At 36.7% G+C, this 17088-nt stretch carries 20 protein-coding genes; 13 read left to right on the forward strand and 7 right to left on the reverse strand.

The window, feature by feature from the left end:
• The 3 genes from ACTF48_RS04725 to ACTF48_RS04735 form a co-directional block, all read left to right on the forward strand.
• The coding region (locus ACTF48_RS04725; protein ID WP_438961993.1) for a DHH family phosphoesterase at nt 1-539 on the forward strand (539 nt) is incomplete at its 5' end.
• Nucleotides 508-1068, forward strand: a complete 561-nt coding sequence (gene gldI / locus ACTF48_RS04730) for a gliding motility-associated peptidyl-prolyl isomerase GldI (protein WP_438961994.1) — start codon at nt 508-510, stop codon at nt 1066-1068. The genes ACTF48_RS04725 and gldI, both read left to right, overlap by 32 nt.
• Nucleotides 1069-1171: 103 nt before the next feature.
• Nucleotides 1172-2329, forward strand: a complete 1158-nt coding sequence (locus ACTF48_RS04735; protein ID WP_438961995.1) for a peptidylprolyl isomerase — start codon at nt 1172-1174, stop codon at nt 2327-2329.
• A gap of 309 nt (nt 2330-2638) precedes the next feature.
• Here ACTF48_RS04735 and ACTF48_RS04740 read toward each other — a convergent pair whose 3' ends face one another.
• Nucleotides 2639-4093 (reverse strand): aminoacyl-histidine dipeptidase, encoded by a 1455-nt coding sequence (locus ACTF48_RS04740; protein WP_438961996.1) that lies wholly within the window; start codon nt 4091-4093, stop codon nt 2639-2641.
• A gap of 95 nt (nt 4094-4188) precedes the next feature.
• Here ACTF48_RS04740 and ACTF48_RS04745 point away from each other — a divergent pair, with 95 nt between their 5' ends.
• The gene (locus tag ACTF48_RS04745) at nt 4189-4428 is read left to right on the forward strand and encodes a hypothetical protein (RefSeq protein ID WP_438961997.1); all 240 of its coding nucleotides are present in this window, start codon (nt 4189-4191) and stop codon (nt 4426-4428) included.
• Nucleotides 4429-4547: 119 nt separating this feature from the next.
• Here ACTF48_RS04745 and ACTF48_RS04750 read toward each other — a convergent pair whose 3' ends face one another.
• Entirely contained in the window at nt 4548-5372 is an 825-nt protein-coding gene (locus ACTF48_RS04750; protein WP_438961998.1) for a DUF4294 domain-containing protein, read from the reverse strand.
• Between the two features lie 99 nt (nt 5373-5471).
• Here ACTF48_RS04750 and ACTF48_RS04755 point away from each other — a divergent pair, with 99 nt between their 5' ends.
• The 9 genes from ACTF48_RS04755 to ACTF48_RS04795 all read left to right on the forward strand — a co-directional run bounded on the left by ACTF48_RS04755 (nt 5472) and on the right by ACTF48_RS04795 (nt 13878).
• Nucleotides 5472-6581: a M42 family metallopeptidase gene (locus ACTF48_RS04755; protein ID WP_438961999.1), complete on the forward strand. Its 1110-nt coding sequence runs from the start codon at nt 5472-5474 to the stop codon at nt 6579-6581.
• A 216-nt stretch (nt 6582-6797) separates the two neighbouring features.
• Nucleotides 6798-7037, forward strand: coding sequence for a ribbon-helix-helix domain-containing protein (locus tag ACTF48_RS04760; protein WP_438962000.1), 240 nt, complete (start codon nt 6798-6800; stop codon nt 7035-7037).
• On the forward strand, nt 7030-7251 hold the full coding sequence (locus ACTF48_RS04765; RefSeq protein WP_438962001.1) for a type II toxin-antitoxin system RelE/ParE family toxin: 222 nt from the start codon (nt 7030-7032) through the stop codon (nt 7249-7251). The genes ACTF48_RS04760 and ACTF48_RS04765 overlap by 8 nt, the downstream gene beginning before the upstream one ends.
• Before the next feature lie 59 nt (nt 7252-7310).
• Nucleotides 7311-8000, forward strand: a complete 690-nt coding sequence (locus ACTF48_RS04770) for an RluA family pseudouridine synthase (protein ID WP_438962002.1) — start codon at nt 7311-7313, stop codon at nt 7998-8000.
• Between the two features lie 189 nt (nt 8001-8189).
• Nucleotides 8190-8528 carry a hypothetical protein gene (locus ACTF48_RS04775; protein ID WP_438962003.1) on the forward strand — a complete coding sequence of 113 codons (339 nt, stop codon included), beginning with the start codon at nt 8190-8192 and terminating at the stop codon, nt 8526-8528.
• A 5-nt stretch (nt 8529-8533) separates the two neighbouring features.
• The gene (locus ACTF48_RS04780) at nt 8534-9151 is read left to right on the forward strand and encodes an L-threonylcarbamoyladenylate synthase (RefSeq protein ID WP_438962004.1); all 618 of its coding nucleotides are present in this window, start codon (nt 8534-8536) and stop codon (nt 9149-9151) included.
• 1 nt (nt 9152) lies between these two features.
• Nucleotides 9153-9572 carry a hypothetical protein gene (locus ACTF48_RS04785; protein ID WP_438962005.1) on the forward strand — a complete coding sequence of 140 codons (420 nt, stop codon included), beginning with the start codon at nt 9153-9155 and terminating at the stop codon, nt 9570-9572.
• A gap of 277 nt (nt 9573-9849) precedes the next feature.
• Complete coding sequence (locus ACTF48_RS04790) at nt 9850-12975, forward strand: WD40/YVTN/BNR-like repeat-containing protein (protein ID WP_438962006.1); 3126 nt, start codon at nt 9850-9852, stop codon at nt 12973-12975.
• Between the two features lie 282 nt (nt 12976-13257).
• Complete coding sequence (locus ACTF48_RS04795) at nt 13258-13878, forward strand: superoxide dismutase family protein (RefSeq protein WP_438962007.1); 621 nt, start codon at nt 13258-13260, stop codon at nt 13876-13878.
• 179 nt (nt 13879-14057) lie between these two features.
• Here the strand turns inward: ACTF48_RS04795 and ACTF48_RS04800 are convergent, their stop codons facing one another.
• Genes ACTF48_RS04800 through ACTF48_RS04820 form a run of 5 tightly spaced genes read right to left on the reverse strand, consistent with a single transcriptional unit; the run spans nt 14058 to nt 17039 of the window.
• Nucleotides 14058-14819: a LytR/AlgR family response regulator transcription factor gene (locus ACTF48_RS04800; protein WP_438962008.1), complete on the reverse strand. Its 762-nt coding sequence runs from the start codon at nt 14817-14819 to the stop codon at nt 14058-14060.
• Nucleotide 14820: 1 nt separating this feature from the next.
• Nucleotides 14821-15105 (reverse strand): 2TM domain-containing protein, encoded by a 285-nt coding sequence (locus ACTF48_RS04805; protein ID WP_438962009.1) that lies wholly within the window; start codon nt 15103-15105, stop codon nt 14821-14823.
• Nucleotide 15106: 1 nt separating this feature from the next.
• Entirely contained in the window at nt 15107-15397 is a 291-nt protein-coding gene (locus ACTF48_RS04810; protein WP_438962010.1) for a 2TM domain-containing protein, read from the reverse strand.
• An 8-nt stretch (nt 15398-15405) separates the two neighbouring features.
• The gene (locus tag ACTF48_RS04815) at nt 15406-15702 is read right to left on the reverse strand and encodes a 2TM domain-containing protein (RefSeq protein WP_438962011.1); all 297 of its coding nucleotides are present in this window, start codon (nt 15700-15702) and stop codon (nt 15406-15408) included.
• 2 nt (nt 15703-15704) lie between these two features.
• The gene (locus tag ACTF48_RS04820) at nt 15705-17039 is read right to left on the reverse strand and encodes a histidine kinase (protein WP_438962012.1); all 1335 of its coding nucleotides are present in this window, start codon (nt 17037-17039) and stop codon (nt 15705-15707) included.
• Nucleotides 17040-17088 lie beyond the last annotated feature (49 nt).

Here is a 17088-nt window from a genome sequence, read left to right on the forward strand (position 1 = left end):
CTGCCATGTACACGGGAATCATTACAGATACTGGAAATTTCAAGTACCGTTCTACTACGAGTACTACTCTGCGAGTTGCCGCACAATTAAAAGATAAAGGAGCAGACAGTGAAGCTATTAACCGCAATATCTATGATGTAAACACACCATCACGCATGAAATTGCTAGGTGTTGCTTTAAAGAACTTGCAAATCTTACCAGAATATAAAACGGCATATATCACTATTTCACAACAAGAGCTTAACGATAACAACTTTAAAAAAGGTGATACTGAAGGTTTTGTAAATTATGGATTAAGCCTTAAAGGAATTGTTTTTGCGCTTATATTCATAGAAAATAAGGACGACGCTATTATTAAGATTTCCTTAAGGTCTAAAGGCGATTTTGACGTGAATCAACTCGCACGAGAACACTTCAACGGTGGCGGTCATAAAAACGCCGCTGGTGGTCGCTCAGATCTAGATATGAAAGCTACAGAGCAAAAATTAATTAGTATATTGCCTTCTTATGAAAAAGCACTCAGCGACACCGTTATTTAAAGGACTTTTTGCGGTGGCTATTTTACTAGCAACAAGCTGTAAAACACCAGAGCCTCGCAAACCTATAAGCCGTACCTCTAGCTCTACAACACATATTTCTATTGAAAATAATAAAGAACTTTATGCTGCCGAAGAGGCAACTATAGAAAAGATCATTGCTGGTCTGGATCGCAAATTTGAGCGCTCTAATGATGGTTTTTACTATTCTTTTACTTCCAGAGATTCCATAAAAGGAAAAACGCCCACATTTGGAGATCGCGTTACATTTGAGTATAACGTGATTGCCCTTAATGGAGATACCATTTACCATAAAGAAGAGCTCTCACCTATCACTAAAAGCATGGAACAAGAGTACGGTGTTTTCCGTGGAATGCGAGACGCTTTAAAACTGATGCAAACTGGTGAAGAAGCAACGTTCTATTTCCCTTCCTATACAGGCTACGGCTATTATGGAGATCAAAACCGCATCGGGACTAACGTACCATTTAAAAGTGATGTGAAACTATTGGGAATAAATTTAGAAGAATAATTCTTATCATTGCGCTGCGTTTTTAAGTCAGTATATGAATACGTATCACGCTTTCGCGAAAGCGTAGTAAAAACAATTTAATAATTTTAAAAAAATCAAAATAATGAAAAAAGTACACGGACTACTTTTAGTACTAGCTGTAATTTTAACAGCAGCTTCTTGTGAAGATAAATATGCAGATGTTCCCGATGGAATCTATGCAGAAATCGTTACTGACAAAGGAACTATGTTTGCTGAGTTATACTATGAAGCAACACCATTAACAGTAGCAAATTATGTCGCCCTAGCCGAAGGAGATCATCCAGAATTAGGTGTAGATAGCCTAAAAAATAAACCTTATTATGATGGTTTATTATTCCACAGAGTTATTAAAGGTTTTATGATTCAAGGTGGAGACTTTTCTGGAACTGGATCTGGTCAAGTAGGTTATAAATTTGATCAAGAAATAGTAGATACCTTAAAACATGATGAGAAAGGTGTACTTTCTATGGCAAATGCTGGTCCTAATACAAATGGAGCCCAATTCTTTATCATGGATAAGGCTACTCCTTCACTAGATGGTAAGTATAATGTATTTGGAAAAGTAATTGAAGGTTTATCTGTTGTGGACTCTATCGCTTCAGTTCCTGTAAATGCTGCAGCTAATAACAGACCGCTTGAAGATGTTAAAATGCAGACCATACGCATCATTAGAAAAGGTAAAGCAGCTAAAAAATGGGATGCTCCACAAGTGTTCACTGATATCCAAGAAGAAAAGAAAGCCGCTGCCGAAAAAGCTGCTGCTCTTGCCAAAGAACGTCAAGCACAAGCTCCAGCTATGATTGCTAAAAAAGCAGAGCAATTAAAAGAATGGAGATCAAAGGCTACTAAACTTAAAGATAGTGATGTACTCGTTTATAAACTAGAAGAAGGAAGTGGCGAGCAACCAGAAATGGGAGCACAAGTAGAGATTGAGTATGCAGGCTTCTTTGCTGATGGTAACTTATTTGATACCAGCAGTGCAGATACTGCGCAAATTTATGGAAACTATAATGCGCGTAAAGATCAAGCAGGTGCATATAGAGCTATTCCTGTAAAGTATGATCCTGCTACTCCTATGGGTGCTGTAGGTTTCAAATATGCTTATTTAACCATGAACTATGGTGATAAAATAGTTGCTTTTGTACCATCTGATCTTGCTTATGGAGAACGAGGCGCGGGAAAGGTAATTCCGCCTAATACGGAACTTATTTTTGAAATGGAAGTATTACCACAAGAGTAATCTTTTCACATTATCATATTAAAAAAGCGCCCGTTGGGCGCTTTTTTTTATGAGGCATTTTTTGAAAGAATATTTTCTATAAAGTCATCACTGTCCTCTACCTATTTGTATTTGTAATGTCGTTAGGATAAATTCAATTTGGTATTCATATGTATATATGTCGATGATATTCCTTGATAAAGTTTAAAAAAATAAAAATAGTAACTATAACATTTCATGAAATAATAAAAAGAAACTGGTCACCGACCATCAACAAAATACCAAATCGCAAAATTGAAACATTATCAAATCAACAAATTAAACCATCAACTAAGCCACAGGAATATCCTTAAGAATCTCAAGAAGGTACTTCCAAAACTTTTGAACTGATTTAATCTCCACGTGCTCGTCAGGACTGTGTGCTCCTCTTATATTAGGACCAAATGAAATCATATCCAATCCTGGATAACGTTCTCCTAGAAGACCACATTCCAGTCCAGCATGACAGGCTACTACTCTAGGTGAGTGATCAAATAAGGTTTCATATTTAGATTTTGCTACTTCTAGAATAGCACTATCAGTATTAGGTTGCCAGCCTGGATAGTCTCCAGATAGCTTTACTTTCATTCCTGCTAGTTTCATAACACCGCTTATGGAAGAAGATAAATCTGTTTTAGAACTGTCTACAGATGATCTGGTTAAACAAGCGATCTGTAATTCTCCATTTTCAAGAGTAACACGAGCTAGATTGTTTGAAGTCTCAACGAGATCTGTTATATCGGGACTCATGCGATACACGCCATTATGAATTCCTAATAAAGTATAAACTAATTCACGACTATCTACTGCAGTCATCGTTAATTTTGCGGCGGTAGTCTCAGTAAGTGAAATATCAAGCTTAGGTTCTAGTGACTTGTACTCGTCATGAAGAGCTGCTTTACATCGTTCAAACTTATCCATAATCGCATCAGTCTTTTTAAAACTGATGATCGCATTTGCCTCACGTGGTATTGCGTTGCGCAAACTACCACCATGAATACTTTCTATATGCACGTCACCTACTTTTTGCATGGCATCGAGCAATCTAGTCATCATTTTATTTGCATTTCCTAGACCTTTAATAATGTCCATTCCACTATGACCACCATTTAAACCTTTAACGGTAAGAACAGCTGTTGTGTAATCAAATGGTATGTTCTCTAGCACATACTTTTTAGTGGCAGTAATATCTACTCCACCAGCGCAACCTATATCTATCTCATCATCTTCTTCAGTATCTAAGTTTAAAAGAATGGTGCTCGATAAAATGTTTTTATCCAGCTCTTTGGCACCAGTCATTCCTGTTTCTTCGTCTATAGTAAATAGAGCTTCTATAGCAGGATGCGCGATATCTGTAGAAGAAAGTACGGCCATGATTGCGGCTACTCCTATTCCATTATCTGCTCCGAGCGTGGTTCCATGAGCAGCGATGATTCCACCATCCACATACATATCTATACCTTGAGTCAAGAAATCAAAATCAGTATCATTATTTTTTTGATGCACCATGTCTAAATGCGATTGCATGATAATACTCTTGCGGTGTTCCATTCCAGGACTTGCCGGCTTTTTAATAATGACGTTTCCTATCGCATCTTCCTGCACTTCTAGACCTAGTTTGTTACCAAAATCTACCATAAAAGCACGTACACGTTCCTCTTTTTTAGAAGGTCGTGGTACCGCATTTAAATCGGCAAAATGATTCCAAAGCGCTTGTGGCTCTTGATTTCTTACTTCTTGTGACATAGTTGTTTTTGTTAAGAATGCTAAGATAATAGTTGATAATGGTATGACCATTTGAATAACGGTCTTTTTCCTAACAATTCTTATCTTGCTACCCTATGAAATTAAAACAGAAAATACTTCTCGCCCTAGTAGCTAGTTTAACACTAGGTCTCGCACCGTTCAGACCAGAACCTCATATATGGGGAAAACTCAAATGGATCGCTGGTGGTGGCAATGGAATGGGATTAATGGATTATTGGGACACATTTATGCATGGTGCACCGTGGATAGCGCTTATTTATTTTCTCTTGATTTTTATAATCGGTAACTTTAAAAAAGGGACTTCTGTAAATTAAGAGTCATAGGACTTCACGAGTAAGCTCAGATCAACCGCGGTTGTTCCTATTGTTTAAAATCACTAAAAACCGTAACAAAATACTGAGAACTATAAATCAAGAATAAAAAGATTACAACACTACTTTTTAAGAGACTTGCGTCTTTTCCTCAGTAGTTTTTTGCGCTTTTTCTTGTTTTTCTTAGCCTTTCTAGCCAGGTACTTTTTTCTGATTTCGGCGCGTTTTGCTAGCTGGATAGAATCATAATCCTCTGGTAGGTTTTCCTCATATTCATTCCAGGATTCACGACCTTTATAATAATCAAAACCTATAGCAGGCTGCTGCTCTTCTAGCCTTTCATATTTGAATTCATTAAGCAGCACATCTTCTATGTAAAAATCTTCAATATTGGTTTCAGGTTTGTACTGTGCTTTTAAGTTGATATCAAAAAGACTTGCAGCATTTTTAAACCAGAAGGCGCTCCAGCCACTACGCAATTGTTTTAATAAATCAAATGTGGTCATACCTGTCTGACGGTGAATCAGTTTAATAAGAATTTGACCTTCAGTAGTAGTGAGTTTTTTAAGTTCTTCAGTAAACTCTTCTTCTACGTAGCGCTGGACTATTTTAGTGTATTTTTTCTTATCGCTTTCATATTCCAGCGTGGCGAGTCTGCGGTCCAGTTCAGTTAAACGTTCTGCGGCCATTTTTGCATAAGGCCACACTTTTTTAACCTTGCGTTTTATGATTTGGTAGCGTATGTTCTCGTATTTACTATCAAATTTTAAAGACTGTAATAATAGGACTCGATCCAGTTCTATGGCACTAAGTGAATCACCATCTATAAAGAAATACTCTGGCGCTTTCACACTATCTATCTTAATAGGCACAGGCGCAGGTCGTTGTTGCGCTTTCGCGAAAGCAAAACACAACAATATTAAGGTAATACATAGCTTATTTTTCATAAATGTCTCACTGCCTAAGGTATTCCAAAAATAAGAAAGCTCCCGAATAATAGCGATTTTAACGGCTCTTTATTATCTTCACGGACTAAAATTTATCACATGGCTGGAAAAAGCATTTTAAATAATAAATCTCTAGATTTTCTAGAAAAATACCTCAACACCGCATCTCCTACTGGTTATGAATGGAACGGTCAAAAAGTGTGGATGGACTACCTGAAACCTTATGTAGATGAGTTCATTACAGATAATTATGGTACTGCTGTAGGTGTTATTAATCCTGACGCAAAATTTAAAGTAGTCATAGAAGGACATGCAGATGAGATCTCGTGGTACGTAAATTACATCACTGATGACGGACTGATTTATGTCATACGCAACGGTGGATCAGATCACCAGATTGCACCTAGTAAAAAGGTAAATATCCATACTAAACAAGGTATAGTGACAGGAGTTTTTGGCTGGCCAGCTATTCACACGCGTAGTAAAGCCAAGGAACAACCACCTAAACTGGATAACATTTTCATAGATGTAGGTTGCGAGACTAAAGAAGAAGTACTAGAACTAGGAGTAGATGTAGGTTGCGTGATTACCTATCCAGATGAGTTCTTTGTACTCAATAAGAACAAATTTGTTTGTCGCGCGCTGGATAATCGCATGGGTGGTTTTATGATTGCCGAGGTTGCTAGACTACTTAAAGAGAATAAGCAGTCATTAGATTTTGGTTTATACGTAACTAACAGCGTTCAAGAAGAAATAGGATTACGTGGTGCCGAAATGATTACCCAAACCATTAAACCTAACGTAGCGATCGTGACCGATGTGACTCACGATACGACCACACCTATGATTGATAAAAAATCAAATGGTGATGCTGCTATAGGAAAAGGTCCTGTCCTAGCCTATGCACCTGCGATACAAAATAACCTGCGTAACTTATTAATGGACGCTGCTGATGCTGCAAATATTCCATACCAGCGTCGTGCAACGAGTCGTTCTACTGGAACAGATACAGATGCATTTGCTTATTCAAATGGTGGCGTTCCTAGTGCTTTAATATCATTACCATTGCGTTACATGCATACTACGGTAGAAATGGTACACCGCGATGATGTAGAGAATGTGATTAAAATGATCTATGAATCTTTATTAAAAATTGAAAATAATCACGATTTCAATTATTTTAATAATGGGAATGACGGGTTGTACTAGTTGAATTTGAACTTGAAGGTGAAACTGAAATAGATTATTTAGTATCCATCAAGGAAAAGGTAAGGTTAGACTTCAATTTTTATAAAACATTGGGACGAGCAAATTAATGAACAATCTGTTGTGGTAAACCATAGCAGATTGTTTTTTAAGGCGATAACTTACGCTATTGCATCTGATGCATATTTGGTGTAATTTTACACCACTAAATAATTAATCATGTCTAGACAAAGTATTTCCCTCACAGAACCTAATGATGAATGGTTAAAAGCACAGGTTGCTAGTAAAGAGTATTCAAGTAAGAGTGAAGTAATAAATGATTTGATCCGTCAGGAACGTAGGAAAAATGCAGAGATGGATTATATCAAAGCTAAAATCAAAAGAGCAAAGGCGTCTGGTTTAACTACAGATACTATAGAAGAAATTTTACAAGCAGCTAAAGCTCGATTCAATGGGTAAATATGTCCTAAGTAAAGAGGCTAGAGAAGATTTAATAAGAATATATAATTATGGCGCAGGAGTTTTTGGCGAATCACAGGCTGAGAAATATTATAGAGCATTCTTTGAACAATTTGACAAAATCGCTGCCTCTCCATACTCATTTCAAGCAGTACATTTTTTAAATGATTCTTATCGCAGATGTCCTTGCGGATCAGACACCAATCTATTATGAAATAATGGAACATTACGTAGAAATAGTAACTATCATAGGATCTCAAGACTTTCAAAATTTTGAATAAAACCATCCACCACCGCATTCTCCATGAAGATAATCACCTCATTGCTGTTAATAAGCTATCGGGTGAATTAGTACAAGGTGATAAAACAGGTGATCCTATCCTACCCGAGGCAATAAAAGAATACATCGCTGTGAAGTATAAGAAACCTGGCGCTGTATTTTTAGGAGTTACGCACAGACTAGATCGCCCTACTAGCGGCGTGGTAGTGTTTGCTCGCACTTCTAAGGCGTTACCACGTATGAACAAGCTCTTTGCAGATCATCAAACAGATAAAACTTACTGGGCTATAGTAGAAGGAAAAGCGCCTAAAAAAAACGATCGGTTAGAGCATTACCTAGTACGTAATCCTAAGCAAAATAAAAGTTATGCTCATGATCATGAAGTACCCAATTCTAAAAAAGCTATATTAAGCTATACTGTTTTGCAAGTGCTAGATCGCTACAGTTTACTAGAAATTAAATTAGAAACTGGAAGACACCATCAAATACGTAGTCAATTATCTAAAATAGGCTGTGTCATTAAAGGTGATTTAAAATATGGCGCAAAACGCAGCAATAAAGATTCCAGCATTCATTTACATGCTCGTAATCTATCATTCTTACATCCAGTGAAGAAAGAATTAACTTCTATTACAGCTCCCGTAAACCTAAATGATCCATTGTGGAAAGCGGTATCCCTTTAAAGTAAAAGGACCCTAATATAGTTCACTATTTATGTTTAAATTTCAGATTAGCTTGTAAAAAATAATCCCGTAGCGATAGTATATTATTTTCCTCGAGTCCTCTTCAAATGATTCTAATTCAGAATTTAATTCATAGGAATGGATTTTAAATTGAAAAGTGAAGTTAAAAACGACTCAGTGTAAAGATTTATGAGTAACTTTAGAATGAATTTGAGCTTTATGTTTTACGGTATGACATCTCCAGAGTTACAAGCTATGATCCTATCTTCTACAGACTGGGCTGTTGTGCTAGTCGTAGTTAGTGTTATTGCTATAGTTTCCTTTACTTTAAATCGACTGTTTCAGGAATATATGAGTAAAACAGAACGTACTGTGATGATTAAAATAGACCGTAATGGAAAACACCGCTACGAGATTAAAGAAAATACAGATAGTGACCGTAACATGTTTTGGTATAAAGTCGTGTTAATTATTATCGCTTTAGGTTTTTTATGCATTCCGCTGCACAGTTGGTTATCTAAATCATAAGTTTTATGGCACAATTAATTAGAATTTACGAGGATAACCCGAGCGCTAAAGAACTACAGCGCGTAGCTCATGCTATGAAAGATGGTGCTTTGGTCATTTATCCCACAGATACGGTTTATGGACTGGGATGTGATATTAACCATAAAGGTGCTTTAGAGAAAGTAGCAAAAATACGTGGTGTAAAGTTAGAGAAAGCTAATTTTTCATTTATATGTGAGAGTTTGAGTAACTTAAGCGAGTACGTGAGTCAGATAGACACTGCCACTTTTAAAATATTAAAACGTAATCTACCAGGTCCTTACACATTTATATTACCTGGAAATAACAATCTACCTACAGTTTTCAAGAAGAAAAAAACAGTAGGAATACGTGTCCCAGATAATTCTATAGCTATAGGCTTAGTGCAAGCCTTAGGAAACCCTATCATCTCCACATCTATTAAAGATGATGATGAAGTCATAGAATATACAACAGACCCTAGTTTAATAGCAGAAAAATGGGCGCATAAGGTTGATTATGTTATTGATGGTGGCTATGGAGATAATGTAGCGTCTACCGTCATAGATTTAACTGGAGATGAACCCGTTCTTTTAAGAGAAGGAAAAGGAAGTATAGAGTTATAAGATGAAAATTGAAAGATTAGTTTCTTACATTCTATTCATTCTTGCTATTACGCTAATTGTAGCCGCATTTATAAATCCGCTAGAGGCGATAGAATTTCAGGAACAAGATCATTATTTTAAACAAGCCCATAGAGATGCATTAATCTTCTATGCTGTTTTTATTTTTATTCCTGGTTTTATGATGATTTTATGGAGTGATAAGAATAAGGCTTTTATATCTAACTTATGCTGGCTCATTCTTACTGTCGCTGTTGTCATGACCGCTTCTATTCTCTACCTGACCTATTTTATAAATCCTTATGACATCGGTTTTGGTGACTACACTACTTATAGCTGGTATGTAGTTTATGCGCTAGTGGCGTTAATCATATTAACCATTATCTACTTAGTAGCAAAACTTTTTAAAGTTAGGCAAGAATAAGAAAACAGAACCGTAAATTTCTGAATACAGCACAAAAGCCAAAGCAGGTTCATTTACAGGTTTGTCATTATTTAAAGAAGTATGGGCTATTTGAATATATAAAGTCTTCATAAATGGTTTCCTTCTCATTTATTAAAGCAACATTATAAACAATAAATGGTATAACAGGATCAGTGCATAGTCTACCATCATAATCTATGAGATGATAAGCATTTGTTAACACGCTTTCGCGAAAGCGGTTTCATTACTTATCTTTAAGCTCCCAACATTAATCCTCATGAAAAGAATATTATTCTTGTGCGTTTGCTTGATTTCCAGCATCGCTTTATCCCAAAAACTAGATTTAGAACTTGTTAAAAACTTAAAACCTCGCAACATAGGTCCTGGCGGTATGTCGGGTCGTGTGACTGCAATAGATGTGGTACACGATCATCCTGAAATCATCTATGCAGGAACGGCTAGCGGTGGACTGTGGAGTTCACATAATGGCGGTATTACTTGGGAACCTATTTTTGAAAAAGAAGTGACTGCTTCTATAGGTGCCGTGGCGATTCAACAATCTAACCCTAGTGTGATTTGGGTAGGAACTGGTGAGGGAAATCCGCGCAACTCGTTGAATGGTGGCTATGGTATTTATAAATCTCTAGATGGTGGAAAATCCTGGAAATCTATGGGACTAGAAAAAACACGCCATATCCATAGAGTAGTTATAGATCCTACTAATCCAGACATCGTTTATGCAGCAGCTATAGGATCTCCATGGGGAATTCATCCAGAACGTGGTGTTTTTAAAACCACTGATGGTGGTAAAACCTGGAAAAAAATTCTGTACACAAACGATAAATCTGGTGCGGCAGATCTAGTGATGGATCCTACTAATCCTAACAAATTAATCGCAGCCATGTGGGAACATAAACGTGATCCATGGTTTTTCAAATCTGGTGGTGAAGGTTCTGGATTATACATGACTCATGATGGTGGTGCAAACTGGAAAAAAATCACTGATGAAGATGGATTGCCTGAAGGTGAATTAGGCCGTATAGGTGTAGCTATTGCTCCTAGTGAGCCTAATGTAGTCTATGCCCTGGTAGAAGCAAAGAAAAATGCGCTCTACAAATCTACAGATGGTGGTTTTAAATGGAAGAAAATAAATGATAAGAATGACATAGGGAATAGACCTTTTTACTATTCTGAAATTTATGTAGATTCTCAAAATGAGAATCGAGTGTATTCTGTTTTTACTTATGTAAATGTGTCTGAAGATGGTGGCAAGAACTTTAAACAGCTCATGCCAGCTTATGGAGTAAGTAATGGCGTGCATCCAGATCATCACGCCTGGTACATTCACCCTAAAAACGGAAAGTTCATGATCGATGGAAACGATGGCGGTTTGAACATAACTCGTGATCGCGGTAAAACATGGCGATTCATAGGCAATTTACCAGTGGCTCAATTCTACCATATTAATGTAGATAATGAAATCCCTTATAACGTTTATGGTGGAATGCAAGATAACGGCAGCTGGCGTGGTCCTGCTTATGTATGGCGCGCTCAAGGAATAAGAAATAGTTACTGGCAGGAAATAAGTTTTGGAGACGGTTTTGACGTTGTGCCAGATCCAGATAACAACCGATTCGGTTACTCCATGAGCCAGCAAGGATATGTGAGCCGTTATGACTGGAAAACGGGTAATAATTACAGTGTACGTCCTACACATCCAGATCCAGAGGTCTCATTGCGTTTTAACTGGAACGCAGCCATTCAAATGGATCCATTTGATAGCGCAACCTTATATTTTGGTAGCCAGTTTGTTCATAAATCAACTGATAAAGGATTGACTTGGAGCGTTATTTCTCCAGACCTTACCACAAATGATCCCGAAAAACAAAAACAATCAGAATCTGGTGGACTCACTATGGATGCCACTGGAGCAGAAAATTATACGACACTGCTAGTTATCGAACCTAGTCCTGTAGAAAAAGATGTACTTTACACTGGTAGCGATGATGGTAGAGTTCATGTAACTATGGATGGTGGTGAGAACTGGAAAGATATCTCTAGCGGTTTAAAAGGATTGCCCCAAGGTAGCTGGATCGCACAAATTAAAGCTTCTAAAACTAGAAAAGGACACGCCTTACTCGTCGCAAACGATTACCGCCGTTTCAACTTTGAACCTTATGCATACCGCACCACAAATTATGGAAAAAGCTGGACGCGCATCGTAGATCAAAATGACACAGAGAGTTATGCCTTGAGCATTATAGAGCATCCTCAAGAAAATAACTTAATGTTTTTAGGAACTGATGATGGACTTTATGTGAGCATTAACGCTGGTGGTGACTGGTTAAAATACACAAACGGTTTCCCTACCGTATCTGTTAAAGATTTGGTGATTCAAGAACGTGAGAACGACTTAGTGATAGGAACCTTCGGTCGTGCGGCTTGGGTTTTAGATGACTTGGAGCCTTTTATCGCTTTCGCGAAAGCGAAACAAACACAACCTATTGCTCTATACAATCCTCCTACAGCATACTTTGCTCGTTACCAGCAACCTACCGGAAGTAGATTTGGTGCCGATGCGATGTTCCATGGAGAAAACCGCAGCAGCAGTGCACGATTTAAATACTTTTTTGATAAAGACTTAAAAGCAAAGAACGATACCATCAAGTCCGATTCTATTTTCTTAAAAATCTATAAAGGTGATGAGTTAATCAGAACACTTTCTAATAAAATCCCTAAGGAAAAAGGAATCCATACTTGGAACTGGCGCATGAGAGAAAAAGGCGCTGATAGACCATCTCGTAATATCAGAGAATCAAAGCGTGAACCAAGTGGCGTTCCAGTATTACCAGGAATTTATAAAGCAGTTCTGGAATATGGAAATACATCTAGTGAGGCTATGATCACTATCAAAGATGATCCTAGAATTACCGAGATCACCATGGCAGATATGAAAGCAAAATATAATGCTCAAAAGAAAATCGAAGCGCTATCCATAACCGTATCAGGAATTACAAAACAGCTTGCAGAAAACAAAAAGAAAGCTGAAACCTTTCTTAAAATGATGAAAGACAAGGATAAAGTAGCTTACAAAGTTCAAATCAAAAAAACTGATTCTATCATTAAAGGACTGGAAAAAGAACAAAATAAATACTTTGGTACACCAGACGAGCGCCAGGGAATTACTCGTAATCCAGAAGTAACGGTCATGAACCGCATAGGACTCGCAAACCAATATATAAGCAGTCGTCAAGGACCACAAACCGCTACTGAAACACAGTTGTACAACCAAGCCAGAACACTCGCCGAAGAAAAGATCTTAGAATCTCAACAATGGCTTACTAAAAACTGGGATCCGTTTGTGATAGAAATGAAAGAAGTGACAATTGATATTTGGGAGTGATGGTGTAATTATTCCATCTGTTAAATATGAACAGCTATGATTTAACTGACTCTAAGCATACAACACACTAAAAAGTTATATCGCACAGTGCTTGATCCCAATTATTAAAAGCTGTTTTAGAACACACCAATAAAGGATATACAGTCATTCAAGAAGAGCTGATGTGGCGCTTCATGCTCATGAAAATCTCAAAATAGAAAATCATAACCCTATGAAATTTGAGAAACTCTTATGATGAAAATCGGCTAGAGATGCTTATTTTTAAATCAAAATTTAACGACCATGAAAAAAATAACACTAGCCATAATGGCATTAGCATTAATTACAAGTTTAAATTCTTGTAAAGAATCTACCCAAGAAGAAGTAAATGAGGTTACTACAGAAATGTCTGAAGACAACCACGGAGAAGATAGTCATAGTCACGATGACCACAATCACGATACAGATGTAATGGTGGGAAAAGAAGTGGTGGTTGCTATGGGCTCAAAAAGTGGTAGTAATGTCACTGGTACTATAGTACTAACTCAAGACAAAAAAGAGGTTGTTATGGTAGCTTCATTCTCAGGTTTCACAACAGGTGAGCATGCAATCCATATTCATGAAAACGGAGACTGCAGCAGCGATGATGGTAAAAGCGCTGGCGGTCACTGGAATCCTACCACTGAAGATCATGGAAAATGGGGAAATCACGATCATCACATGGGTGATATAGGTAACCTAGTTGCTGATGAAGAAGGAAATGCTTCTCTTACATTCAGTACAGAAAAATGGTGTATAGGTTGTGATGATGAAACTAAGAACGTAATGGGTAAATCTTTTATCGTACATGCAAAAGCTGATGATTTTGAATCTCAACCTAGTGGTGCTGCCGGAGCACGCGAGGCATGTGGAGTGATTCAATAATCCATAGTATTTTATATAGCAAAAATCTGCGTGGAAACTCGCAGATTTTTTTTGTTTCTTGAAGAAAAAGTCAGCTACACATCATAGTGTAAAGTCCCTTGCCACAGTGTAGCTCCACCTTTATTCTCATGAACTATTTTCTGATCTATTTTTATAATTTTAGGTCACACCATTTGGTATTATTTCTCTAACCAGCTTTTAAATTCTTTAACTCGATCTCTACTGACTATTAAATCAAACTCTTGAAAGGAGTTAATTTTTACTTTTAAGCGTGAGTTAGTGTATGAAACCATGTCGTTTATAGCGCTTACATTAATAATGGCCTGTCTTGAGATGCGATAAAACTGTTTAGGGTCTAGCTCTTTTTCAATAGACTCTAATTTACCATCAATTAAATAATTGCGTCCATTTTCTAAATGGAGGTAACTTCCTTTATTTTCAGAATAGAAGAGTTGAATCTCATTAGTATTGAAAAGTTTCAGGTGTTCTCCTACTTTGGCGGTATAACGTTTTTTGTACTCTCTATCTATAGGATTTACAAGCATTTTTGCGATATCACTGAGGTCTATGAGCTGGTTTTTATTGCTTTCGCGAAAGCGAACTTTAAATCGCTCTACTGCTCCATCTAACTCATCTCCATCAATAGGTTTTAAGAGATAGTCTATACTGTTAAGTTTAAAAGCTCGTAGGGCATACTCATCATAAGCGGTAGTAAAAATGATGGCACTGTCTATGTGAACCTGGTCAAATATCTCAAAAGATAATCCATCACTCAACTGTATATCTAAGAAAATCAAGTCTGGTGCTGGGTTGTTGAGCAAGTACTCTACAGATTCATGTACAGAGTGCAGCATCACTTGTGGATGTATACCTAGAGTCTCCAGCATGCGTTTTAACCTTCTGGCACTAGGTTTTTCATCTTCTATAATAATGGCATTCATACTAGTCTTTTTTATCTAAATATTCTTGAATCTTACGTTTTTCCCAATCTTTTCCTGTAAAAGGATTCCATTTAAATACCAGTACCCATTGAACAAAAATTCCCATAGCCCAAGGTAAAACAAAGAAATTGATAAAATAATTTATATTAAAATCTATGTATAAAACCAATGTTAGAAAGATAAGATTCATGATCATAAAAATGATCAGGTGATTATAGAATCCTTTAATGTATTTAAGCTTTCTAGTAGCTTTTTCTCTGTCTATATGTTCTTGTTCTTTATTCATTTTATGATTTTTCTTGTTCTTCTAGTATTTCTTGAAGCTTGCGCTGTTCCCAATCTTTACCCATAAAAGGATTCCATTGAAAAACATTAAGTGCGTGTGCAAAAAGCCCTATTCCCCAACCGCATACACTCACTATAAAGAAGAATATAAAATCTCCATTCCAAAATAATACCGCGGCAAGAATGATCAGATTAACAATCATAAAAGTCATTAAGTGACCATAAAAAGCCTTTATTTTTTCTACCTTTTTCTTTGCTTTTTCATAAGCTTGGTCCGTTATTTTTTGATCCATATTCATAACTATTTATTTAAACGTTCCTTTTCCATGAGTTCTTGAATCTTACGCTCTTCCCAGTTTTTACCTGTGAATGGGTTTGCACTAAAGGTTCCTAGCGCATGACCTAGCAATCCTATTCCCCAGCCTCCTAAAGGAAAAATAAACCAAGCATAGCGCCATTCATTCTGGTAATAATTAAGGCTAGCTAACCCTATATTTACAACTATAAAGACCATTAAATGGTTATAAAATGATCTGATCTCTTCTACACGAGCTTTGGCTCTTTTATAGCGATCTTGATACGTTTCTTGTGGATTCATAATTAAAAGTTTTTATCATTCATCAATTCATTGATCTTGCGCTCTTCCCAGCCTTTTCCTAAAAAGATATTATTTTCAAAGGTGCGCAAGTAGGAGAAAAAGGTTCCTATACTCATAGCAATTGCTGGAAATATCACCCAAGGAAAATCGGTAGTGAAATAATTGATCACAGCGAGGAATAAAATGATTCCTACAGCCATAACCACGCCATCATAAAATTCTTTTATGGATTTTACACGTTCCTTTGCTTGGATTAACTTAATGTCTTCTACAGTATTCATGGTATCTTCTTTTTGTGTGACAAATTCTGGTTCTTTAGTAAGAATAGGGATTTGAACTTTAAAATATGATTCGTCCTGAGCGATACTCATTTTACGATCGGTGAGCAACTTATAGCGTGATGCTATATTTTGCAACCCTACTCCACTTCCACTATTTGCCACTGGTTTTTTTTGTAAATTATTTTCTATTATTAATTGGTTTCTATCTTCATAAATACGCAGCTGTAGTGGTTTACTGTCACTCACTACATTATGCTTTACGGCATTTTCTAAAAGTAGTTGCAGGGATAATGGAACTACCTGTGCATCTGGAATATTACTTTTCTCTGGAATATCTATTTGAATACTATCTTCAAACCTCGTTTTGAGCAACCCTACATAAGTACGTGCAAAGGCAAGTTCCTCATCTACTGGCACCAGCTCTTTATGACGTTGCTCTAGTACATATCTATATACTTTAGATAATGATGTCGTAAACTTTGTAGCGGCTTTAGGGTTTTCTTCAATTAAAGAAACTAATACATTCAAGCTGTTGAATAAAAAATGTGGATCTAGCTGATTCTTTAACGCGTCAAACTGCGCTGTGGCACTACGAGCGATGACTTTTTGCTCATTAACCTTTTGTTTTTGTAATTCTTTGTAGAAATAGAAGGCATGAAAAGCTACTGATATAATTATGGTAAACGTAGTCCCAAAAATGTACCAATCCAGTTTCTGATTTGCAAAAAACTCATCTATAGGTTCTCCATAATAAAATACTCTTATAATAAACAGTAAACTAAACAAGGTAATCATGGTTAGTAATACAGAGCCTATCGCTCCTATCACTAAGCGTTTCATACCGTTCACTGACCAAGTATAATACTTGCCTATATACTCAAAAAAAATAGTGTTAACAGCTGTTATAAAAATACTGAAGATAAAATTGACAGCATATGCCTCAACCTCATCATTCCATGGACGCAACTGACCTGTTACGAACAGGTTTATTGAATTGATCAACAAAGCGATGCATGCAGATACCCAAATAAGTTTAAAAAGTCGTTTAAAAAGCATATTTTTTCTTTATTAGATCTAAAAGTATTTTTTTTCCTTTTAGAACAGC

It is taken from the genome of Nonlabens sp. (assembly GCF_965660805.1).
Taxonomy (GTDB): Bacteria; Bacteroidota; Bacteroidia; order Flavobacteriales; family Flavobacteriaceae; genus Nonlabens.